This window comes from Hominisplanchenecus faecis (genome assembly GCF_020687205.1).
In the GTDB taxonomy this organism is placed as follows: Bacteria; Bacillota; Clostridia; order Lachnospirales; family Lachnospiraceae; genus Hominisplanchenecus; species Hominisplanchenecus faecis.
Map to the genome: position 1 here is coordinate 1 of NZ_JAJEQE010000001.1, position 21,048 is coordinate 21,048.

At 46.5% G+C, this 21,048-nt stretch carries 19 protein-coding genes; 4 read left to right on the forward strand and 15 right to left on the reverse strand.

Annotation, left to right across the window (positions count from 1 at the left end):
- Positions 1-81: 81 nt before the first annotated feature.
- Together cobA and hemA are read right to left on the reverse strand one after the other, a co-directional pair.
- The gene (gene cobA, locus LKD42_RS15175; RefSeq protein ID WP_331464717.1) at positions 82-2,511 is read right to left on the reverse strand and encodes a uroporphyrinogen-III C-methyltransferase; all 2,430 of its coding nucleotides are present in this window, start codon (positions 2,509-2,511) and stop codon (positions 82-84) included.
- A 4-nt stretch (positions 2,512-2,515) separates the two neighbouring features.
- Entirely contained in the window at positions 2,516-3,784 is a 1,269-nt protein-coding gene (hemA, locus tag LKD42_RS00015) for a glutamyl-tRNA reductase (protein WP_248834448.1), read from the reverse strand.
- 207 nt (positions 3,785-3,991) lie between these two features.
- On the opposite strand from hemA, the gene LKD42_RS00020 reads away from it, so the two are divergent.
- From LKD42_RS00020 to LKD42_RS00030, 3 genes are read left to right on the forward strand one after another with little or no spacing between them, the layout of a single operon-like run.
- Positions 3,992-4,783: a sirohydrochlorin cobaltochelatase gene (locus tag LKD42_RS00020; RefSeq protein ID WP_147632595.1), complete on the forward strand. Its 792-nt coding sequence runs from the start codon at positions 3,992-3,994 to the stop codon at positions 4,781-4,783.
- A gap of 11 nt (positions 4,784-4,794) precedes the next feature.
- Positions 4,795-5,589 carry a cobalt ECF transporter T component CbiQ gene (gene cbiQ, locus LKD42_RS00025; RefSeq protein ID WP_248834449.1) on the forward strand — a complete coding sequence of 265 codons (795 nt, stop codon included), beginning with the start codon at positions 4,795-4,797 and terminating at the stop codon, positions 5,587-5,589.
- Between the two features lie 19 nt (positions 5,590-5,608).
- Positions 5,609-6,448: an energy-coupling factor ABC transporter ATP-binding protein gene (locus tag LKD42_RS00030; protein WP_248834450.1), complete on the forward strand. Its 840-nt coding sequence runs from the start codon at positions 5,609-5,611 to the stop codon at positions 6,446-6,448.
- A gap of 45 nt (positions 6,449-6,493) precedes the next feature.
- Here LKD42_RS00030 and LKD42_RS00035 read toward each other — a convergent pair whose 3' ends face one another.
- The 13 genes from LKD42_RS00035 to cbiD all read right to left on the reverse strand — a co-directional run bounded on the left by LKD42_RS00035 (position 6,494) and on the right by cbiD (position 19,898).
- A complete protein-coding gene (locus tag LKD42_RS00035) occupies positions 6,494-6,820 on the reverse strand; it encodes an energy-coupling factor ABC transporter substrate-binding protein (protein WP_022119094.1) in 327 nt (108 codons plus the stop codon).
- Positions 6,817-7,575 carry an energy-coupling factor ABC transporter permease gene (locus LKD42_RS00040; RefSeq protein ID WP_248834451.1) on the reverse strand — a complete coding sequence of 253 codons (759 nt, stop codon included), beginning with the start codon at positions 7,573-7,575 and terminating at the stop codon, positions 6,817-6,819. The genes LKD42_RS00035 and LKD42_RS00040 overlap by 4 nt, the downstream gene beginning before the upstream one ends.
- Before the next feature lie 102 nt (positions 7,576-7,677).
- Positions 7,678-8,304: a precorrin-8X methylmutase gene (locus LKD42_RS00045; protein WP_147632624.1), complete on the reverse strand. Its 627-nt coding sequence runs from the start codon at positions 8,302-8,304 to the stop codon at positions 7,678-7,680.
- On the reverse strand, positions 8,294-9,823 hold the full coding sequence (locus tag LKD42_RS00050) for a cobyric acid synthase (RefSeq protein ID WP_022119097.1): 1,530 nt from the start codon (positions 9,821-9,823) through the stop codon (positions 8,294-8,296). Before LKD42_RS00050 ends, LKD42_RS00045 begins: the two co-directional genes overlap by 11 nt.
- The gene (locus tag LKD42_RS00055) at positions 9,811-10,899 is read right to left on the reverse strand and encodes a pyridoxal phosphate-dependent aminotransferase (RefSeq protein ID WP_147632597.1); all 1,089 of its coding nucleotides are present in this window, start codon (positions 10,897-10,899) and stop codon (positions 9,811-9,813) included. The genes LKD42_RS00050 and LKD42_RS00055 overlap by 13 nt, the downstream gene beginning before the upstream one ends.
- Positions 10,900-10,919: 20 nt before the next feature.
- The gene (cbiB, locus tag LKD42_RS00060) at positions 10,920-11,903 is read right to left on the reverse strand and encodes an adenosylcobinamide-phosphate synthase CbiB (RefSeq protein ID WP_248834452.1); all 984 of its coding nucleotides are present in this window, start codon (positions 11,901-11,903) and stop codon (positions 10,920-10,922) included.
- A complete protein-coding gene (locus LKD42_RS00065; RefSeq protein WP_248834453.1) occupies positions 11,900-13,321 on the reverse strand; it encodes a cobyrinic acid a,c-diamide synthase CobB in 1,422 nt (473 codons plus the stop codon). Before LKD42_RS00065 ends, cbiB begins: the two co-directional genes overlap by 4 nt.
- On the reverse strand, positions 13,318-15,363 hold the full coding sequence (cobK, locus tag LKD42_RS00070; RefSeq protein WP_248834454.1) for a precorrin-6A reductase: 2,046 nt from the start codon (positions 15,361-15,363) through the stop codon (positions 13,318-13,320). The genes LKD42_RS00065 and cobK overlap by 4 nt, the downstream gene beginning before the upstream one ends.
- Complete coding sequence (gene cobJ, locus LKD42_RS00075) at positions 15,356-16,099, reverse strand: precorrin-3B C(17)-methyltransferase (protein WP_334301360.1); 744 nt, start codon at positions 16,097-16,099, stop codon at positions 15,356-15,358. The genes cobK and cobJ overlap by 8 nt, the downstream gene beginning before the upstream one ends.
- Positions 16,083-17,144: a cobalt-precorrin 5A hydrolase gene (locus LKD42_RS00080; RefSeq protein WP_248834455.1), complete on the reverse strand. Its 1,062-nt coding sequence runs from the start codon at positions 17,142-17,144 to the stop codon at positions 16,083-16,085. The genes cobJ and LKD42_RS00080 overlap by 17 nt, the downstream gene beginning before the upstream one ends.
- A gap of 7 nt (positions 17,145-17,151) precedes the next feature.
- The gene (gene cobM, locus LKD42_RS00085; RefSeq protein WP_022119104.1) at positions 17,152-17,916 is read right to left on the reverse strand and encodes a precorrin-4 C(11)-methyltransferase; all 765 of its coding nucleotides are present in this window, start codon (positions 17,914-17,916) and stop codon (positions 17,152-17,154) included.
- Position 17,917: 1 nt separating this feature from the next.
- Positions 17,918-18,604: a precorrin-2 C(20)-methyltransferase gene (gene cobI / locus LKD42_RS00090; protein WP_147632604.1), complete on the reverse strand. Its 687-nt coding sequence runs from the start codon at positions 18,602-18,604 to the stop codon at positions 17,918-17,920.
- A gap of 127 nt (positions 18,605-18,731) precedes the next feature.
- Positions 18,732-19,898, reverse strand: coding sequence for a cobalt-precorrin-5B (C(1))-methyltransferase CbiD (gene cbiD / locus LKD42_RS00095; RefSeq protein ID WP_248834456.1), 1,167 nt, complete (start codon positions 19,896-19,898; stop codon positions 18,732-18,734).
- Positions 19,899-20,152: 254 nt separating this feature from the next.
- Between cbiD and LKD42_RS00100 the strand changes: the two genes are divergently transcribed.
- Positions 20,153-20,956 carry a hypothetical protein gene (locus LKD42_RS00100; RefSeq protein WP_248834457.1) on the forward strand — a complete coding sequence of 268 codons (804 nt, stop codon included), beginning with the start codon at positions 20,153-20,155 and terminating at the stop codon, positions 20,954-20,956.
- The last annotated feature ends 92 nt before the right edge of the window (positions 20,957-21,048 follow it).

A 21,048-nucleotide genomic window follows, 5' to 3' on the forward strand; every position in this document is an offset into this window, starting at 1 on the left:
AATAATACCTCCATAGGTATATTTAAACACATTTAACCATATTAAGCAATATATTTAGTTACTTATAAATTCCTCCTACATTTAAAGCTGCTTCCGGCACAGCTCTTTTACTTTATCCAGAACGCTGTCCATCGTTGCTTTTTCAGACATCCAACTCTGCATTCCAAGCTCATCTGTTGCCTGCTTCGTCTGTTTTCCGATGCATACTGCCCGGACAAGGGAAAAATCAAGCCCTTTGGTTGCCTGTGCGAACCCTCGCACGGTCGATGCACTGGTAAAGACCGCAAAATCAATTTTCCCCTGTTCAAATTCTGCCTTTTGATCGATCAGTTCTGAGCTTTCGTACAGAGTGCGGTAGGTTGGAACATCATCGATCTGCACATCCGGTACTTTCTGAAGTTCCAGTATCAGTTCCTGATTTGCAGTCTCTGCCCGCGGTATCAAAATCCGCTCTTCCCCCGTGCAGGCCCCGGCAAGGCTGGATCCCAGATGTTCTCCGTCAAAAATTTCCGGTTTTAAATCTGCCAGAATACCATGCTTTTTCAGTTCCTTTTCAGAACCGCTTCCTATAACAGCAAATTTCGCCGCCGCAAGTTTGCGGATATCCGCTTCATGTTCTGCCAGTTTTTCAAAAAAGACTCTCACTCCGGTCGGGCTGGTAAATACGATCCAGTCATAACTTTGAATAGCTTCCATACTTTGCTTCAGTTTTTGATTTTCTGAAATCGCTTCTGTTTTGATCGCCGGAAGTTCCAGCACTTCTGCCCCTTCTCTTCGAAGCTTTTCCGCCATTTGGGAAATCAGTTCTTTTGGTCTTGTGACCAGGATTTTACGTCCTGCAAGCGGCAGTGCTTCATGCCATGCAAATCTATCGGCCAGAGCACATACTTCGCCAACCACGATGATGGCCGGTGTCTGAATCCCCTGCTTTTGTACCTCTTCCGGCAGTGTTGAAACGGTTGCACTGATCCGTTTCTGTCCTGCCGTGGTTCCCTGCTGTAAAATGGCAGCAGGCATATCTGCAGGCATACCCGCCTTTAAAAGTCCATCGCAGATATCTGCAAGTGCCGTCACTCCCATCAGAAAAACCAGGGTTCCCTTTGTCCTTACCAGTGCCTCAAAATCAATATCATAGGTATCGCCTTTTTTCTTATGCCCGGTAATGATATGTACCGAAGAGCAGAAATCCCGGTGCGTGACCGGAATCCCGTTGTAGGCAGGGACTGCAATCGCAGAAGTCACACCCGGTACAACCTCATACGGTATCTGATGTGCCTTTAAAAGCTCCAGTTCCTCCCCGCCTCTGCCAAACAGAAACGGATCACCGCCTTTTAACCGCACAACCCTCTTGCCTTCCAATGCTTTTTTCACAAGGATTTTGTTGATCTCTTCCTGCGGCATCAGATGATGGCTTGCCCGCTTGCCGACATTGATCTTTTCGGCATCCTCCGGAATCATACTTAAAATAGCCTGACCTGCCAGTGCATCATAAACAACAACTTCTGCCTCCTGAAGCACACGCTTTCCTTTCAACGTAAACAACCCCGGATCGGAAGGACCTGCTCCTACCAGCCAGACTTTTCCCGGTTTTATATCATCTTCTTTTACAGCAGTGCAGCTTTGTGCATGACATTCTTTTTTCAGCCCTTCTGCGAGCAACATGCCCATTGTTTCGGCATCTTCCGGATTTCCTTCGATCTGACCTTTTTTATATATTCCGGTTGCTTCCTGGTAATACAGGCCACGGAGCAGAAGTTTTCCGTTTTTCATTTCTGCATAGGCAGCGATCGGTGAACTGCACCCGCCATTTAAATATTTTACAAAAGCCCTCTCTGCTGCCTGTGCTGTCTGTGCCGCCGGATCGTTATAGGCTTTCAGAAAAGCATAATCTTCTCCTTTTCTTCCCTGAACCGCCAGAATCCCCTGCCCTGCTGCCGGAATGATCTCATCCGGCTCAAAATAGCGATAAATGCGGTTTTCCAGGCCAAGCCTCTTTAAACCTGCTGCTGCCAGGATCAGTGCTCCGTATGCTCCTGACTGAAGTTTCTGCAGCCTGGTCTGGATATTTCCTCTCACCGGAAGAAAGATTACATCCGGATACAGCTCTTTAAGCTGCAGCATCCGTCTCTGGCTGGAACATCCGACCGGAAGCGTTCTGTCCCATTTTTCTGCTCCTTCCGGAAGCACCAACACATCTCTTGGATCCTCTCTTTTGGAAAATGCAAGCAGCGGCAGCTCTTCGGAAAGTTCCATCGGCATATCTTTTAGACTGTGTACGGAAAGATCGCTGCATCCATCCAGAAGTGCTTTATCCAGTTCCTTCACAAACAGACCTTTGCCGCCGATTTTCTCCAGCGTGCGATCCAGGATTTTGTCACCGGTCGTTTTCATGGTCAGAATTTCTACCTGACATCCCGGTTTCTTCTCTCTGATAAAATCCCGGACCATCTCACTTTGGATCACCGCCAGACGGCTTCCTCTGCTTCCTATGACAATGTTATGCTCTGTCATATTTTTATTCTCCTTTTTCATTAAAGTCAAACGCATTTGAAACCTGGCACGCATAAATCTCTTCCAGTCCATCTATGCACTCCCGAAATGCTGCATCGCTGATCCGTCCCCGCAGTTCAAAAAGCATTTTGTTGGTCACTTTCTGTGCCGCTCGATGGATCTGTTTTTCCAGTGTTTCTTTTTCAAATACTTCCATTGGAAGCTGATGCAGGATTTTATACAGACGCAGATCCAGGTCTGTCGCAACTTCTTCTTTGATCTTTCCGATACGCGGTATCACATCAAGGCATCGATACCAGTTGCAAAATTCTTCCATCTGCTCTTTCAGAATGGATTCTGCCTCTCTGATTCCAGCTTTCATTTTCTCGCTCAAAACATCGACTTTGAAATAGTCGATATCATAAAAACGGATGTACATCAGTTTCTGCACCTCCGGATCAATATCACGCGGCACCGCCAGATCTACAAGGATCAGTTCATGATCCAGATCAACTGCCTGAAGTCCTTCTTTTGTGAGCGTATAATTCGGGCTTGCCGTGGCACTGACTACAAAATCACAGGAACTGATCAGACCCATGCGTTTTCCATAGTCAATACGCCTGCATCCCTGCGGGATCTGCACGACACCGCTGCGGTACTGACGCACGGTAACGGTCACATCCGCACCTTCCTGCTGCAGAACGGTTGCGGCAAGTTTTCCCATCTCCCCGTTTCCGATGACCATACATTTTTTGCCTTTTACTTCCAGACCTTCCTGTCGAAGTGTCTGAAGTGCCCGGTGGATCACCGAATGATTGCCTGTGGAAAACGTCACATTTGTCCGCACTTTCTTGCCGGCAGTCACCGCCATGCGAAACAACACTTCCAGCACATTGTCCGCCGCATAATGCTCTCTTGCCGTCACAAGTGCTCCCTTTACCTGTGTCAGAATCTGATCTTCTCCTAAGATCCTGGATTCCAGTCCGCAGGCAAGACGGAACAGATGCTGCACGGCATCTTCTTCTTTTCGCTCCGTAAAATATTTCTGATACTCATCGTTATGGATTGCCCGTATCTTACACAGAAGTTCATAAAGGGTGATCACACACCCCTCTTCCGTGCTGACCCAGAGTTCCATACGGTTACAGGTCGATAACAGGACACAGCCACAGATTCCTTTTTCCTGTTTTATGATCTCCAATGCTTCCACTGTCTTTTTTTGTGTAAATGAAAAAACCGTCCGGATATCAATCGCAGCTACGCTGTGATCGATCCCTATCATTTGTATTGCCATAACATTCTTCCTTTGAAAAATAGATTCTGTAAATATCCTGTCAATCATAGCACAATTCCCGACAAAAATCTACTTCCGGAATTGACTTTTGAGATAGCGGATGTTACACTTCTTTTACTCATACGATTTCGTTTTTTGATCTGCAGTTACTGCACAGTCTCAGAAAACTTTTCTGCTATGCTCAAAAAGAAAGGATTTATCAGATTTATGTGTACGAATCAATCAACAACCAAAGCGATCCTCGTTGTAAGCTTTGGCACCAGTTATCACGATACAAGAGAAAAAACCATTGACTGTATTGAACAGGATATCGCACAGACATTTCCTCATCACCATATTTACCGTGCCTGGACCAGCAAAATGATCCTTAAAAAGCTGAAACAGCGTGACGGTATACACATCGATAATGTACGAGAAGCCATGGAACACATGCAGCGTGACGGCATTACCGATGTGACAGTTCAGCCAACCCATGTGATCAACGGCATTGAGAACGATCTTATGAAAGAGGATGTTCTCGCTTTTTCAGATTCCTTTTCCAGGATCACTTTCGGTGTCCCGCTGCTTACTTCCGAGCAGGACAGCCGTGAAGTCGTCAAGGTTCTGACTGATGCTTTTGGCGGGATCCCAAAAGACGAGGCACTTGTTTTCATGGGACATGGAACACCGCATTATGCCAATGCGATCTATGCAGCACTGGACTACACCTTTAAAGATCTTGGTTACCACAATCTTTTTATGGGAACTGTAGAAGCTTACCCGTCCATGGACTCCCTGCTGCGTCTGGTCGGCAGTCTGAAGCCGTCCCGCGTCCATCTGGCTCCGTTTATGATCGTTGCCGGTGACCATGCACACAATGACCTGGCAGGAGATGATGCTGATTCCTGGAAATCCCAGTTTGAGCAGGCCGGTTATCCGGTTCTCTGTCATTTAAAAGGTCTTGGTGAATACGAAGGAATCCGCCAAATTTTCCTGCGGCATATCCGCGAAGCACAGTAAAGGAGTTTTTTATGCATATGCATCATCATAACACCGGAGGTATTGCTATTGATTCTTATGCCTGTAATTCCAGGCTTCGGCATATCAGTGCGGGATTCAAAGCCGGATTTTCCATGCTTCTGCTTCTGTTCTGTATTTTTGCAGACCATCCTGTTATCTCTGTTTTGTTGATCTTATTTGCTGCTTCCGTCACGGTTTTTCTTGGCGGTATTCCTTTGCATGATTATCTTTCCGTGCTCGGGATTCCCGTTTTTTTTGTGCTACTTGGCGGCATCGCCATCGCTGTCGATCTCTCTTTACAGCCGACTGGCGATTTTTACCTGAATCTGTTTTTTTGTTACCTTTGTGTCACGTATGCCGGCATTCTGAAAGCGTTTTTTCTGATGCTGAAAGTGTTCGGTGCCGTAAGCTGCATGTTCCTAATGACACTTTCCACACCGTCACACGAACTTTTCTCGGTTCTCCATAAGATTCACTGCCCTTCTCTTTTTACAGAACTGATGCATATGATCTACCGCTACATTTTTATTCTGCTGGAGGTACAACATAATATGCAGATTTCCGCGGAAGCAAGGCTTGGATTCTGCGATTTCAGAACCTCCTGTTATTCTTTCGGGCAGATTGCAGCCAATCTTTTTATCGTTGCACTGAAAAAAGCGAATGCCTATTATGATGCAATGGAAGCACGCTGCTATGATGGAACACTTTGTTTTCTGGAAGAGAAAAAGAAACTGCCCCTTCCGTACATCATATCTTCCGGAACCTTTTTTCTGTTTCTTGTTGTTCTTTGGCTTTTCATAAGATGAATTTAAGATAGGAGATAATATGAAAGAATCCATTCTTGAAGTAAAAAATCTGCATTTTGCGTATGACGAACACCATACGGTTTTAGATGGGATCAGTCTTTCTGTCTTTGCAGGTGAGCGTATCGCCATACTTGGTTCCAACGGAGCCGGAAAATCTACATTTTTTCTGAACCTGAACGGAGTGCTCACTCCAGCCGAAGGCGAAATTTCATACCGCGGTACAAAAATCACCAGAAAAACACTGAAAAAACTGCGTCAGCATATCGGTATTGTCTTTCAGGATGCCGATAATCAGATCATTGCTTCTTCCGTTCTCGCTGAAGTCTCTTTTGGTCCTATGAACCTGAAGCTGCCTCGTTCGGAAGTCGAAGAACGTGTAAATACTGCGTTAAATTATATGAACATCTCACAATTTAAAGACCGCCCTCCCCATTATCTGAGCGGAGGTGAGAAAAAACGGGTATCGATTGCAGACATTATTGCCATGAAATCCGAAATTATTATTTTTGATGAACCAACTGCATCTTTAGATCCTCTGAATGCTGCCATGCTTGAAGAAGTCCTTGAAAAGTTAAGCCGGGAAGGAAAGACACTTCTGCTCTCCACGCACGACGTGGATTTTGCCTACCGCTTTGCAGACCGTATTCTTGTTTTTGACAACGGCCGCATACTTGCCGACGGCACGCCGCTTGAAGTTTTCAAGAATATTTCCGTCTTAAAACAGGCTAATCTGAAACGCTCGCTTTTGCTGGATGTCTGCGAAGATCTGGCTGCACATGGACTTTTTCCGAAAGGATCTTTTTATCCCAGGGATTTTTCAGAATTTCATACATATCTTGCACAGAGAAATTCTTTTTAATAAAAACTGCCGCACAGTTTGAATCCGTACGGCAGTTTTGTTTTCTTATTTTTTTTCTTCCTCTTTATCTTCCCATTTTTTCCGTTCATAAAATCTTCCCATCAGAAATGCGATCACACCAACTCCGATCCCGGTCTGTACACAGAAGATCAGACTTTCAATCTCTCCAGGCAGTTCACTTCCTGTAAGACTTTCTATAACCGGAGTAAACCATGGTTCATAAGCTTCTCCTTTGATTTCTTCTACCATAACACTGCCCGCATCATCGGAACCGCCAAATTCTGCTCCTTTTTTTGCAAAGAACGGAACAACTGCGAGCAGCACAGCTGCAACTAACAGAAGAAGGATTGTTTTTTTATTCTTCGCACTCATTCTTTTTCCTCCTCGATCTCAAAATCAATCGCTTTCAGTTCACTTTTTGCAAAACTCTCCAGTGCGATCACAACAACAACGGTAAGAATTCCTTCGATCACTGCCAGCGGAAGCTGTGTCGGTGCAAATATACCGAGAAATTTTACAGCAGATGCTGTTACCCCACCCTGTGCAGACGGATAGGCAAGTGCAAGCTGCACACTGGTTACGCAATAGGTAAACAGATCTCCAAGTGATGCGGCAAGAAAAACCGTGATACGGCGGTTGATCCTGGTTTTTGAAAGTCCCTTATAAATCAGCCAGGACAGGATCGGACCTGCAATCGCCATGGAAAAACAGTTTGCTCCAAGTGTTGTCAGTCCACCATGGGCGAGCAACACTGCCTGGAAGATCAGAACAATGATTCCAAGTACACTCACTGCACACGGTCCAAACAGGATTGCACCAAGACCGGTTCCTGTCATATGGGAACAGCTTCCGGTCACAGAAGGGATTTTCAGGGATGACAGCACAAATACAAAAGCTCCTGCCATTGCGATCAGTGTAATGGATCTGCGGTTTTCCTGCACTCTCCTGTTCAGCGATCGAAATCCAAATACTAAAAACGGCAGACAGACAATGCCCCATGCAATACAAAATACCGGAGGCAGATATCCTTCCATAATATGCATGGCATTTGCTGTCGGTGCCACAGCCAGAATAGCTGCCGCTGCATAAACAGCCTTTGCAAGCCACGATATCTTCTGATTTTTCATTTTTTCTGTGTTGTTTTTTTCTTTGCTTCTTCATTTTGTTTTCCTGTTCCTTTTCTTTTTTCTTAAAAAACGTCTGCAAATGACTCTGACACAAACCAGCTGTCACATATTATAAAGCAGTGCATTACAGATGCAGGCTGCGATGTTGCTGCCTCCTTTGCGTCCTCTTGCTACAATATACGGCACATCTGCCTGCATGATCAGTTCTTTTGACTGTACGACGTTGACAAAGCCGACCGGAACACCGATCACAAGTTCTGGTTTTAACTTTTTCTCTTCGATCAGCTCATAAAGCCGGATCAGGGCAGTCGGTGCATTGCCGATTGCAAAAATCAGCGGTCTGTTCATGGCTGCCGCCTTGTCCATACAGGCAGTTGCTCTTGTCGTCCCGTTTTTCTTTGCCCTCTCTGCCACATCTTCATCTGACATAAAGCAGAAGACTTCTCCGCCGTATGCTGCCAGTTTTTTCTTATTGATCCCGGATTTTGCCATCTGCGTATCGGTCACAATGCAGGCTCCGTTTCGGATCGCTTCTTTTGCTTTTTCGACAACACCTTCGGAAAAACAGAGATTATCTGCATAATCAAAATCTGCACTAGTGTGAATGCAGCGTTTGATGATCGGTTCTTGTTCTTCCGGAAAGGTTCTCTCCCCAAGTTCTTCTGTGATCAGTTCAAAACTGCGTTTTTCAATTTCCCGTGGAAGTACATTTTCCAGTTCAATCTTCATCATCTGTCCCCTCTTCCATAATTTCATAAATACGCGAAATATCCATATGTTTGCGAAGTGCATCTGCAAGAATATTGTACTGGATTTCTTTGAATTTTGCAAAATCCACGCCTGCGATCTGTGTCATATCCAGTCCTTTGGCTTCTCCGATGGCTGTTACGATCGCTTTTACTACTTCTTCTTTTTCAAAAATTCCATGTACATATGTTCCATAAACATTTCCATGACAGACGCCATCTGCTTTTGCCGCACCTTTCTCTTCTCCGGCAAAGCTTGTGATTTCTGTAAAAGCAGCTGTCTGTTCTCCCAATGTCGTGCTGCCCATATGGATTTCATAACCTTCCATTTCCATATCACTTAGATTTTGCAATATTCCGCCAACCTTTTTGAATCTTCCGGTTACTCTTGTCCTGGTCTTTTTCTCGGTAAATACCGTGTCCGTATCCAAAAGCCCGATGCCTTTCATCTCACCTCCGGCCTCCACTCCATGCGGATCTTTTAAGGTTTTTCCAAGCATCTGATAACCACCGCAGATCCCGAAAATAATCTTTCCCTCTGCCGTCGCTTTGCAGATGGCATTTTCCAGTCCGCTCTGCCTCAGCCATTTTAAATCTTCCATGGTATTTTTTGTTCCCGGAAGCAGGATCATATCCGGATTTTTCAGTTCAGAAACGGAAGTCACATAACGCAGTGAGACACCCTCCATGCTTTCAAACGGATTGAAATCGGTAAAATTGGAAATCCGCGGGAGGCGGATCACTGCAAGATCAATCGCAGCCACTTCCTGGTTCCCGCAGAAACGTTCGGTCAGGCTGTCCTCGTCCTCCACTTCAATGTGCAGATACGGCGTAACTCCGACCACCGGAATCCCCACACGCTCTTCCAGCATTTCAATGCCCGGATCGAGAATGCTTTTATCCCCACGAAATTTGTTGATAATAAGACCTTTGATGCGAGCACGCTCTTCTTTTTCAAGCAACTCCACCGTTCCGACCAGCTGTGCAAATACGCCGCCGCGGTCAATATCTCCGACCAGAAGCACCGGTGCATGTGCCATCTTTGCCATGCCCATATTTACAATGTCCTCGGATTTCAGGTTGATTTCTGCCGGACTTCCCGCACCTTCGATCACAATGATATCGTATTCTTCTGATAACTTATGAAAAGCCTTCAGGATATCCGGCACCAGTTTCTTTTTATAACGGAAATAATCTCTCGCACTCATCGTCCCAAGCACTTCTCCGTTTACGATCACCTGCGATCCGACATCGTTTGTCGGTTTTAAAAGAATCGGATTCATATAAACACTTGGTTTGATGCCGGCTGCCTCTGCCTGCATGACCTGTGCACGCCCCATCTCCAGACCTTCTTCGGTGATAAAGGAGTTCAGTGCCATATTTTGTGATTTAAAAGGAGCTACTTTGTAGCCATCCTGTGCAAAAATGCGGCAAAGCCCGGCTGCCAGCAGACTTTTTCCTGCATTTGACATCGTTCCTTGTACCATGATTACTTTCGCCATCCGTATATCGCCCCACTTTCTTTTTGTTTCTCCCGGATAATATCCTGAAATATTTTAATCAGCTGATCGTTCTCTTCTCTTGTCCGCACTGCAATGCGGAAATACCCTTTTGAAAGCCCCCGGTAATTGCTGCAGTCGCGGATCAGAAGCCCTCTTTTTTGGCATTGCTCTTCCAGATCTTCCGGGCCTTTGAAAAACAGATAATTTGCCTGAGAATCAAATGTCTCCATCTCCAGAAGATGCAGTGCCCTTGCCAGATATTTGCGTTCTTCCCGGATCAGCCAGCGTGTATTATGTACGTAAGTATCTTCCGAAAGTGCCGCAATGCCTGCCTCCTGTGCCGGTATGGAAACGCTCCATGGCTGTATGACATCCCGGATTTTTTCCATAAGATCTGCATCTGCACTTAAACCATAGCCAAGACGCAGCCCCGGTATGGCATAAATTTTCGTAAAGGCATCCACAAGAAACAGATGCGGAAAACGCTCCAGAAACGTTCGCATGCTGTAACTGTCCGGTGCCATCAGAAATTCGTGGAAACATTCATCCAGCAGAAAATGTATCCCATACTTTTCACATTTCTCTGCAATCCGCACCAGAAGCGGCTGCTGTATCAGAACACCGGTAGGATTGTTTGGATTGCACAAAATAATCATATCCAGATCATCTGAAAGTGCTTCCAGATAAGCAAGATCCAGTGCATAGCCCTTCTCTTCCCCCAAAGGATAATAAAAAATCTCGCATCCGACTGCCGAAAGTGCAGCCTCATACTCCGCAAATCCCGGCTCCAGAAGCAGTGCTTTTTTCGGTTTTAAGGCCGCTGCAAAAGCATAGAGCAGCTCAGACGCACCATTTGTACAGATCACCTGCTCTTCTTTTACATATTCATGTTCTGCGATCGCATGGCAGAGCTTCCGGCACTGTACATCCGGATAATTTACAATCTGTTCCATGCTCCGATAAACCGCCTCAATTACAGAAGAGGGCGGTCCGAGTGGATTGATATTTGCGGAATAATCCAGAGTGCAGGCCTCTGAATAAATATCTCCACCATGTTTGTGACGCTTGTTGTTCATGGTATGTTCCCTTCCTGGCATCATAACAATGTGAGTATGTTAAAGCTGCAATAAAGAAGCATAACAACGATAAGAAGCAGCCCTGCAGACGCATACATCAGCCTGTTTGCTCTTCTGATATCCTCACATTCCACGGGACGCAGTGCATCTCCGATCGTTTTCTTTTTATATAAAGTTCCAAAATACCAGGCATCTCCGGCAAGCTGCACGCCGAGTGCCCCTGCCATGGCTGCCTCCGTCTGTGCCGAATTCGGGCTGGCATGGTTATAGCGGTCTCGTTTGAAGATCTTCCAGGCATTTTTTGCCGACAGACCGGTAAGTCCTGCTGCCGCCACCATAAAAAGAGCAGACAGTCTTGCCGGAATGTAATTGAATACATCGTCCACCTTTGCTGCAAAACGACCGAAATACAGATATTTCTCATTCTTATATCCGACCATAGAATCCATCGTGTTGACTGCCTTATAAAAAGCTCCGAGTACAGGCCCGCCAACTGCCAGATACAGAAGCGGTGCCATCACTCCATCTGAGGCATTTTCTGCCACTGTCTCTACTGCTGCTTTTGTTACACCTTCTGCCGTCAGCTGATCCGTATCTCTACCAACAATCATGGAAACAGCACGGCGTGCTGCCTTTAAATCTTCTTTTTTCAGTTCTCTATAAACCTTCATACTCTCATCTTTCAGAGATTTTGCCGCCAGCATCCAGTAGCAGAACAATGCCATCACAGCCAGATGCAGATACGGATGGATTTTTCCGGCCAGATACAGCACAGCTGCCACCGCTCCGGCTGTTACGCTGCAGACGATCACTGACAGAAATACACCGGCTGTTTTTTCGCCCTGTTCTGTCTTTGGAAAAACCGCCCGAAGCCCTTTTTCCGTAACGGAGATCAGATTGCCGACCAGCCGGATCGGATGATAGAAGCAGTGCGGATCACCGATCAACAGATCAAAAAACACACCGAGCAAAAGTGCCATCATCCCTTCTCTTCCATATATCATGATACTTTTTCCCTTTCCAGTTTTTTTGCCATACAATTTTCCAGGAACCGAAATGCGAACATCGGATTAGAATAATAATATAGGTGCGGAAATCCCATCAGACTGCCATCTTTTGCATAACTGCAGCTCCAGCTTCTTTTCCCGGCCGGTTTTTTTGCCAGACAGGCACTTCCCGGATCGGTGCTGTCAAAATAGTGGAATTCATGGGCACGCACCGGAAATCCCTGCTGCCATATGTTTCTTGCCTCTGCCTGTTCTTCGTTCAGATCCAGTGTGATATATCCAAATCTTCCCAGCTTTTCGGTGCGGTACGCAACTGCGTTTATCACGCCTGCCATCGGATATGTCTTTCCTTCCATGTCCTGCATTTCCTGATGAAGGTACATAAAACCGCCGCACTCTGCCAGGATCGGAATCGCTTTTTTTTCACAGGAGCGGATCGATGCAAGCATTTCGCTGTTTTCGGAAAGCCCTGCTGCAAACAATTCCGGATAACCTCCCGGCAACAAAAGTCCATCTGCGTTTTCCGGCACTTTCGCATTATGGAGCGGCGAAAAGAATGTGATCTCTGCCCCCAGTTCTTCCAAAAGCTTCAGGTTGTCTTCATACAGAAAGCAGAATGCCTCATCTTTTGCCACTGCGATCTGTGGTCTCTGAGTGCGTATCTTCTGAACGTGTGGATCTGCAAAAAGCTGTTTCAGGGATTTCGGCATATCGTCCTCCATCTCTTTCGCACCTTCCGCCATCTGCAAAATGCTTTCAATATCCAGCGTTTTCTCCAGAATATCCGCCAGACGCTGCATCTGCTCTCTTAAATCGCTGATCTCGTCCGGGAGTACCAGACCGAGATGACGACTCTCCAGATGCCAGTCTGCAATTTTCGGGACATATCCAAACACACAGATTCCCAGTTCCGATTCGATCTTCGGTGTCAGCATGCGGCAGGTCATCTCAGAAGTTTGATTTAAGATCACGCCTTTTATTTTACTGTCTTTCTGATAATCCAGAAAGCCTTTGATCTGGGCAAGGATGGACAGGCTCATGCCTTTGGCATTGACGATCAGAATGACCGGCGTGTCGGTGACCCTGGCAAGATCATAGGAACTTGCCTTTGTGCGGATGCCGCCAAGTCCGTCGTAATAGCCCATCACACCCTCGATCACGGAAAGATCGGTCTGCCGTGCCGTTTTTGCAAACAGACAGCGTGTCATCTCTTCTCCGGTAAAAAAAGTATCCAGATTCCTGGAGATGGTACCGAGCACTTTTGTGTGAAACATCGGATCAATGTAATCCGGTCCGCATTTAAAGGAAGAGACACGATATCCTCTGTTTTTTAATATTTGCAATATCCCGCAGGTGATCATCGTCTTTCCGCTTCCGCTTGACGGTGCTGCAAGCATAAATCTTGGCTGTTTCATGCTGTTTCACCTCCTGTGCAGGAGAAAATATAAACCGGATTCTGCCCCATCATCATCTCATAAGAGCCCAGTTTCTTTCCCTTTGCCACCGATACCTGTGCGATATCCACATCGGTAAACGCCATGCTCTTCAGGCACTGCATCGCTTCTGCTACCGTCTCCAGAGCAATCGCATTGATGACAACACGCACCCTTGGATTCTGTTCCAGCAAAACTTCCAGGATTTCTTTTAAATTTCCAGAAGAACCTCCTATAAAAGCATGTGTCGGTGCCGGCAGCCCCTCTAATGCCTCCGGAGCCAATCCTTTGATGATCTCAAGATTGTCTGTTCCGAATTTTCGTTTATTCTGCTCCAGCAGATCAATGGCTTCGTCTTTCTTTTCAATCGCATAGACACTGCCGTCTCTTGCAAGGAGTGCCGCCTCAATGGAAACGGAACCGGTTCCGGCTCCGACATCCCAGACAACAGCATCTTTGTGCAGTCTTAATTTTGACAGCGAAATGCTCCGCACTTCGCTTTTTGTCATCGGGACTTTCCCACGCAAAAACAGATCGTCATCCAGTCCGTGACCGATGCGTTTTTTCACATCCGGATTGCAGATCAAAAGCACACTAAGCGGTGCAAAATCCTCTTTCATAAGGCTTTCTGCTGTTCCCTGTACGATCCGCTCCTGTTCATAGGACAGATCAGTCCCGACTGCAACCTTCACATCGCCAAGACCATATTCTTTCAGTTTACAGCAGATTTTTGGAATTCCGTCTTTTTCACCACATAATACAAATACTTTCTCATGATATTTGACTGCATCGATCAGATTCTGTTTTCTGCCATGCAGGCTCAAAAGATGGACATCCTCCCAGGAAACGCCCAGTTTTCCGCAGAAATAGACCACCGAAGAAATGCCGCTGACCGGGTAAATTTCCATCTGTTCCAGTCCTTCCGTGCGTTCAATCGCATCGTACAGTTTTTTTGCTCCGCTGTAAAAACCGATATCTCCGGATAAGAGTACCGCTGCCGTCTCATACTGCGGATGTTCTGCCAGATAAGCGGCAATCTCGTCCGGTTTATAAGATTCAAAGACTGCCTTTCTTTCTGTTTTCACGGATTGCAGCATTCTTCTGGCACCGATCAAAAGATCCGCCGACTGACAGATCTGTTCTGCCTCCACGGTGCGGTTCTTTTCATTTCCCATGCCAATCCCGACCAGATACAGCTGTCGTTTCGGACAAATGCCAAGCCGTTTACCAAGAAGGCTTCGGATCTGTCCTTCATCACATATTGCATATAAATTTTCTTCCTTTTGATCTTCCGCAATTTCTTCGGATCGCTCCCCCGGTCGTTTTATGACGACCAGCTTTGCTCCTGCTTTTTTTGCCGCACGCAACTTTTCCAGAAAACCTCCGGCTTTTCCGGATTCTTTTGTCACCATCCATGAAGCCTGTGCCTGCCTGAGCATCGCCACATTCAGATCTTCCGTAAACGGTCCCTGCATACAGATCAGATTCTTCCCGGAAAATCCTAGCATGGCACACTCCGATACTGCCTCCGGGGTGGAAAGCACTCTTGCCACCACCCGGTCCTGATAATCCGGGATCACCTGATAGGCAGAAAGCTCTTTGCTTCCGGTCGCCGCAAAGATCCGCCCCTCTTTTTTTGCAAGAAAAGCTGCCGCTTCTGCCACGCTTGCAACTTCTGTGACATCCTCCATCTCCTGTTTCCAGGAAGCGTCCGTCTCTTTTCTCGCAAGACGGATGTACTCTGTTCCCGTCCGGCTGCATGCCCTGCGGATATTTTGAGATACGATCACCGCATACGGATGCGTTGCATCTATGACCAGCGTGATCTGCTGCTTTTGGATCTGCTGCTCCATCTCTGTTTCGTCCAGTCTTCCGGCGTGGACATGAAGATACTTCCCTTCTTCTAAGAGCGTCTCTCCATACTGCGTTGCCACACAAACTTCCGTCGGTATCTGATTTTTCTCCAGAAATTCTGCCAGATTTCGCCCTTCTGTCGTCCCTGCAAACAATAAAATCTTATCCATGGATATAACCTCTTGGTGTGACCATTTTCCCATTCAGCATTTTGGTCTGAGAATTTCCGATATAAACCGTTGTAAACATATCCACCCTGGTATCCCGCAGCTCTTTTAACGTCATCACACGAAACGTTTCTCCCTCACGCCCGATATTGGAAACCGTTCCGCACACGGTATCCGGATCTTTGCTTCTCATCATCAGATCACAGGCCTTCTGCAGATAGTCGTGACGTTTTTTGCTGGATGGATTGTAAAGGCAGATCACAAAATCCGCTTCGCTTGCACAGAGCAGACGTTTTTCAATCTTTTCCCACGGTGTCAGCAGATCACTTAAACTGATCACTGCGAAATCGTGGATCAATGGTGCTCCAAGCACAGCTGCCCCGCCATTTGCCGCTGTCACACCCGGGATCACTTCCACTTCCACATGCGGATACTCCTGACCGATCTCCAGCATCAGACCGGACATGCCATAGACTCCGGCATCGCCGCTGCAGATCATCGCAACGGTATAACCTTTGTTTGCTTCTTCAAATGCCAGACGGCAGCGTTCGATCTCTTTTTTCATCGGCGTTGTCATGAAACGTTTGTTTGCAAAATGTTCCTTTACAAGCTCCACATAAACGGTATAGCCCACGATCACATCACACCTGCGAAGTGCTTCTGCCGCCCGCATCGTCATCTGCTCATAAGCTCCTGGTCCAATTCCTACCACATATATCTTATTATCCAAAATCCACACTCCAATCTTTGAGAGCCAGTGCGACGGTCACGCCGTTTGCCCCCCGCTTTTTCAGAAGCAGCTCTGCACCGCCTCCTGCAAGAATGGCACTTCGTTCACAGACACAGTCCACACCGGTTGTCTCTTTTACAAATGCTGATGCCGTGAAATCTCCTTCGAGATCCATCAGTTCCTCTTTCGTATAAGTACAAAATGGAATCGCATGCTTTTCACAGAACGCAAGGATTCCCGCTTCTTCTTTTTTCAGATCAATGCTGGCTGCCGCAAAAATGCTGTGTATCGACACATGACAGCTTTGCAGTGCTTTTAAAACTTCCTGCTCGATCGTCTCCTGCGGTGTGCCTTTTTTGCAGCCGATCCCAAGGCTTACGATCCGTGGGATCAGGTGCAGCGTCACAGAAAACGGGTTCTTTTCTTCGTTCAAGGAAAGCACCATACCGCAGTTTCCCTCAAATCGCTCTCCATCCGCAAGTCTTTGCAGTTCGCATGGGATTTCGCCTGTCACCGGAAATTCACTGAAAAATCCGACCGGCTCTTCATCGAGCACCGCCGCAGAGACTGCTTTTGCCGCTTTCAGATCTGAGATCCACAGATTCTGCTTTTTTGCAAACACATCGACCGCAAAACGTCCGTTGATATCGGTTGCTGTCGTAATGACCGGAATCGCACCGGTCAGATTTGCGAGCACCGCTGTCAGCTCATTTGCCCCGCCCAGATGCCCGGAAAGCAGGGAAATCGCAAAAATCCCCCTCTCATCGAGAACAACAACGGCCGGATCTTTGTCTTTTCCCTGAAGATAAGGTGCTATGCTCCGCACCGCAATGCCGCACGCACCGATAAAAAGCAAAGCATCCATGCTTTGGAACATTTTTTCTGTCCACGCTTTTGCGGAAACCTTCAGTGGAAACAGATGATATTTTCCTGCATATTTTTCCGCTGCATAGGACTCGCATACATATCCGGAACGCTCCAGCATTTCCCGCAGCCGCTCATTTAACTGACTGCCATGCTCCGTAAAACTGACGATCCCAAGTTTCTGTCCCATTTTCCTGTCATCTCTCTTTCGTTGCCTGACGAAATTCTGTTGTAAAGGCCGGATTGTAAAGCTCCGAACGTTCATAATGGCTGTGCGTTACCGCATCTCCGATGATCATCAGTGCAGTCTTCGTGATGTTGTTTTCTTCTGCTGCCTTTGCTAATGTTCCTACGGTGCAGATCACCGCTTTCTCATCTTCCCAGGTTGCTTTATAGACAATCGCTGCCGGCGTATTTTCCGAATAACCTCCTGCAATCAGACGCTTGGATAATTTTTCTGCCATACCGGTGCTTAAAAAGATTACCATCGTTGCCTGATGTGCCGCAAAAGAAGCGATCTCTTCTTTTTCCGGCACCGGTGTACGGCCTGCCATGCGTGTGATGATCACGCTCTGTGATACACCCGGAAGCGTGTATTCCATATTTAAAGCAGAGGCTGCCCCACAGAAGGAACTGACACCTGGGCAATAGTCATAAGAAATATTTTCTGCATCCAGTACATCCATCTGCTCACGAATTGCACCGTAAATGCACGGATCTCCGGTATGCAGACGCACCGTCGTCTGTCCGTCTTTTTCTGCCTGACGCATCACATCCAATACTTCCTCCAGCGTCATCTTTGCACTGTCATAAATCTTGCACGCCTCTTTTGCATAATTTAAAAGCTCCGGATTGACCAGAGAACCGGCATAGATGATCACGTCCGCTTCTTCCAGAAATTTCCTGCCTCGAACAGTGATCAGATCTGCCGCTCCGGAACCGGCTCCGACAAAATGTATCATTTTAATTCTCCTTTACGATAATAAGCGAATAATATCCGGCATTTTCCGGAATCTCATCCACCGTTTGATAGATTTTTTCATTTTCCATACCGCAGTTTTCGATCATCATCGCCTGCATACCGGCTTTTTTCAGAAGCTCTTTCACCTGTCCGATCTTTCTTCCTGCTTTCATCAGGACTTTTGTTCCGGGCAATTTCAGGGCGTCTTCGATCTGATAGGATGCCGGTATCACATGAAGCTCTTCTGCCTTTTCTACAAGACCGATATTGAGCTTTGCCGCTACTGCACAAAATGAAGTGATCCCGCTTGTCAGTTCCGTCCTGTAACCACGCTGTGCAATCCGTTTATGTACATAAAGATAAGTGGAATACACAGTCGGATCTCCAAGTGTTAAAAATACTACATTCTGTCCTTTTTGCAGACACTCCTCCACGCGGTCTGCCGCCTCTTCATGACTTTTTTCCAACAATTCCCTGTCTTTTGTCATCGGCATCGGCAGTTCCAGAAACGTTTTCTGTTTTAATTCTTCTACTGTCTGCACGGCGATCTGGTATGCCACGGTTTCTTCTGCTTTTTCTCCGGGCAGGGCAATGATCTCATTGTCACGGATCAGTTCCGCCGCCCGGAAGGTCATCAGTTTCGGATCTCCCGGTCCGATCCCGACGCCATATAAGGTACCTGTATTCATTGTTGCGTATACTCCTTCTGTTTTTCCATTTAATACGTTTTCAGTGTTCAGCGTGTCAATAAGTCTAAAGTGCTCATTTGTTTAAGCACAATCACACTTTCGTCTTCTGACACTTAATCATATTATTTTATAAGTCATATTTGAATTTTTCGGCAAGTTTTTCGGCTCCTTTTGTCTCACCAAGATAGCCAAAACGGTTGGAAAAGAGGATCGCCTCTGTCTGGATTGCACCCTCTACCCGGTGCTGCATATACTGATGCACCTTTTCTGCCATCTGCTCCATCACCGCATCCTGAAGTCCGTGCATCCTGATAATCTCCATGGCTTCTTCTGTAGTGATGGTCTCAAGGATCGCTTTTGCCGTCTCAAGATCAGCTCCGGATCGCAGGGCATGTGCACACATCAGCTCTGCCCTTGCATCTGAATGTCTGGAATGCGTGTTCATAATGCCACCGGAAACCTTGACGAATTTCCCGATGTGTGCCACAAACAGCACGCCCAGAAATCCTAATTCCACTGCCATATCCAGCGTCTCACCGACATAATTGCTGCACTTCATCGAGCTTTCCACATCAAGCTTTGTGTTTTCTTTCACAAAATCGGCACCGTAATTACCAGGTGTCAGAAGCAGATACTTGGCACCGTTTTTTCGCTTCATCTCCATCTCCAGACGGATGCTGGCAATCAGAGCCTTTTCACTCATCGGCACGACAATTCCGCTTGTGCCAAGCACCGACAAGCCACCTTCAATCCCAAGTCTTGGATTAAACGTTTTTTTTGCCACTTCTTCGCCGCCCGGTATGGAAATGCAGACCTGTATTCCTTCTGTATACTCACACATTTCGCATACTTCACGCACTGCTTCCGTGATCATCTTTCTGGGAACACGGTTAATCGCTGCCGCTCCGACCGGCTGCTCAAGCCCCGGCTTTGTGATCCGCCCGACACCTTTTCCGCCGTCAATAAAAACCTGCTCCTTTTTTGTTTTTCCGCATTTTGATACGACTGCATAAACCAGCAACCCATCTGTCGCATCCGGATCGTCTCCGCCATCTTTCCGGATCGCACAGGAAGCCTGCTGTTCATCAAAGCAGACATCCAGCGGCATCAGATGTAATAAAATGCCGCGTGGCGTCAGAAGATCGATTTTTTCAATCTTTTTCTGTGACAGAAGCATCCAGGTTGCCGCTTTTGCCGCTGCTGCTGCACAGGATCCGGTTGTATAGCCATATCTGAGCTTTTTACTGCCTTTTGTCACGAAATAACCTTCCAGTCCATTCTTCTGTTCTGCCACTGCATTTCCTCCTTCTTAATGCCGTTTCCGACATACTTTGCAGTAAATAATTATAAACTTTTGCTTATATCATGTCAACGTTTACAGTCCCTGCACGCATGCAAAATTTCCTCACATCACTTTTTTCTGTCATGAAAAAGCAGGATCCATTCCGGTAAAATACAGGTAGCACTGGATTTTTCAGAAAAAACGTACTACAATGGCGTTGCGGTACATAAATTCAGGAATGCCTCCGGCATTCTTGCCCTGCTATTTTGAAAGAAGGTGTTTGTATGACTCGTTACTATGTCTCTCACTATTTTGATTTTAAGAATATCGGCATTTTTCTGCTGGTTTCGCTGATGGGACTGATCGCCGTGCTTGCCATCGTACTGATCACAGCCAAACTTCAGGTTCACAGGCGGCTGAACTATGAAGGGCTGGACGAATGCGATGTGGCAGAGATCACAAGAAGACACCGGTTCCGTGAGATCGGCATGATTGAAAGCTTTTACGAAATGACATTCTCCAGTACCTCGGTTCTTCTGTTTCTTTCCCTTTACTATATCATTGACGCAAGGATCCCTCAGGCATTTTTCTACTGGAGTAAATATCAGGATTTTATCCTGTTGCTTTTTCTGATCCTGTCCGTATTTTTCACCGGATGGCTGGATCGTTTTTTAGTTCCGCTTGAGTATCTGCCGCCGGATCAGAAATCTTCCGTAAGACTGGTGTCGTCCTTTTATATTATTTTAATTCTTATGTACATAAAATTTATTTACGACGATTCCAACTACGACGCCCTGATCCTGTATTTTGTTTCTCTGGCGATCGGCCGATTCGTCTACTTTGATTTTACGGCAGAAGATTTTATAAGTACCATCTCAAAACTGTTGAAAAATCTCTACCTGCTGATCCTGATGGGCTGCTATTCCGGCTTTGTCTGCTGGTTTGGCTTCCACGTCGGTTTTCTGCTGACTTCAAATGGCGTGATCGTCAGCACACTGCTCGCCCATCTGTTTATGGATGCCTCGATCTTTGTACTCGACAGAACCCGTCTGATCCGGTTTGTCCTCTGAAAAAAACAGATATCACAAAAGACACAAAAAGATCCCCTGTAAAGAGCATGGCATTAAACTCTTTGCAGGGGATTTATCCTTCGGTATCGATC

Bases quoted from the DNA above. Each gene is read 5' to 3' on its own strand.
- LKD42_RS00050 (WP_022119097.1), bottom strand. From the start codon at position 9,823: ATGGCGAAAGTAATCATGGTACAAGGAACGATGTCAAATGCAGGAAAA.
- hemA (WP_248834448.1), bottom strand. From the start codon at position 3,784: ATGGCAATACAAATGATAGGGATCGATCACAGCGTAGCTGCGATTGAT.
- LKD42_RS00030 (WP_248834450.1), top strand. From the start codon at position 5,609: ATGAAAGAATCCATTCTTGAAGTAAAAAATCTGCATTTTGCGTATGAC.
- cobK (WP_248834454.1), bottom strand. From the start codon at position 15,363: ATGGATAAGATTTTATTGTTTGCAGGGACGACAGAAGGGCGAAATCTG.
- LKD42_RS00035 (WP_022119094.1), bottom strand. From the start codon at position 6,820: ATGAGTGCGAAGAATAAAAAAACAATCCTTCTTCTGTTAGTTGCAGCT.
- cobI (WP_147632604.1), bottom strand. From the start codon at position 18,604: ATGAATACAGGTACCTTATATGGCGTCGGGATCGGACCGGGAGATCCG.
- cbiQ (WP_248834449.1), top strand. From the start codon at position 4,795: ATGCATATGCATCATCATAACACCGGAGGTATTGCTATTGATTCTTAT.
- LKD42_RS00040 (WP_248834451.1), bottom strand. From the start codon at position 7,575: ATGAAAAATCAGAAGATATCGTGGCTTGCAAAGGCTGTTTATGCAGCG.
- cobA (WP_331464717.1), bottom strand. From the start codon at position 2,511: ATGACAGAGCATAACATTGTCATAGGAAGCAGAGGAAGCCGTCTGGCG.
- LKD42_RS00045 (WP_147632624.1), bottom strand. From the start codon at position 8,304: ATGAAGATTGAACTGGAAAATGTACTTCCACGGGAAATTGAAAAACGC.
- LKD42_RS00080 (WP_248834455.1), bottom strand. From the start codon at position 17,144: ATGGGACAGAAACTTGGGATCGTCAGTTTTACGGAGCATGGCAGTCAG.
- LKD42_RS00065 (WP_248834453.1), bottom strand. From the start codon at position 13,321: ATGAAACAGCCAAGATTTATGCTTGCAGCACCGTCAAGCGGAAGCGGA.
- cbiB (WP_248834452.1), bottom strand. From the start codon at position 11,903: ATGATATATGGAAGAGAAGGGATGATGGCACTTTTGCTCGGTGTGTTT.
- cobM (WP_022119104.1), bottom strand. From the start codon at position 17,916: ATGATACATTTTGTCGGAGCCGGTTCCGGAGCGGCAGATCTGATCACT.
- LKD42_RS00055 (WP_147632597.1), bottom strand. From the start codon at position 10,899: ATGAACAACAAGCGTCACAAACATGGTGGAGATATTTATTCAGAGGCC.
- LKD42_RS00020 (WP_147632595.1), top strand. From the start codon at position 3,992: ATGTGTACGAATCAATCAACAACCAAAGCGATCCTCGTTGTAAGCTTT.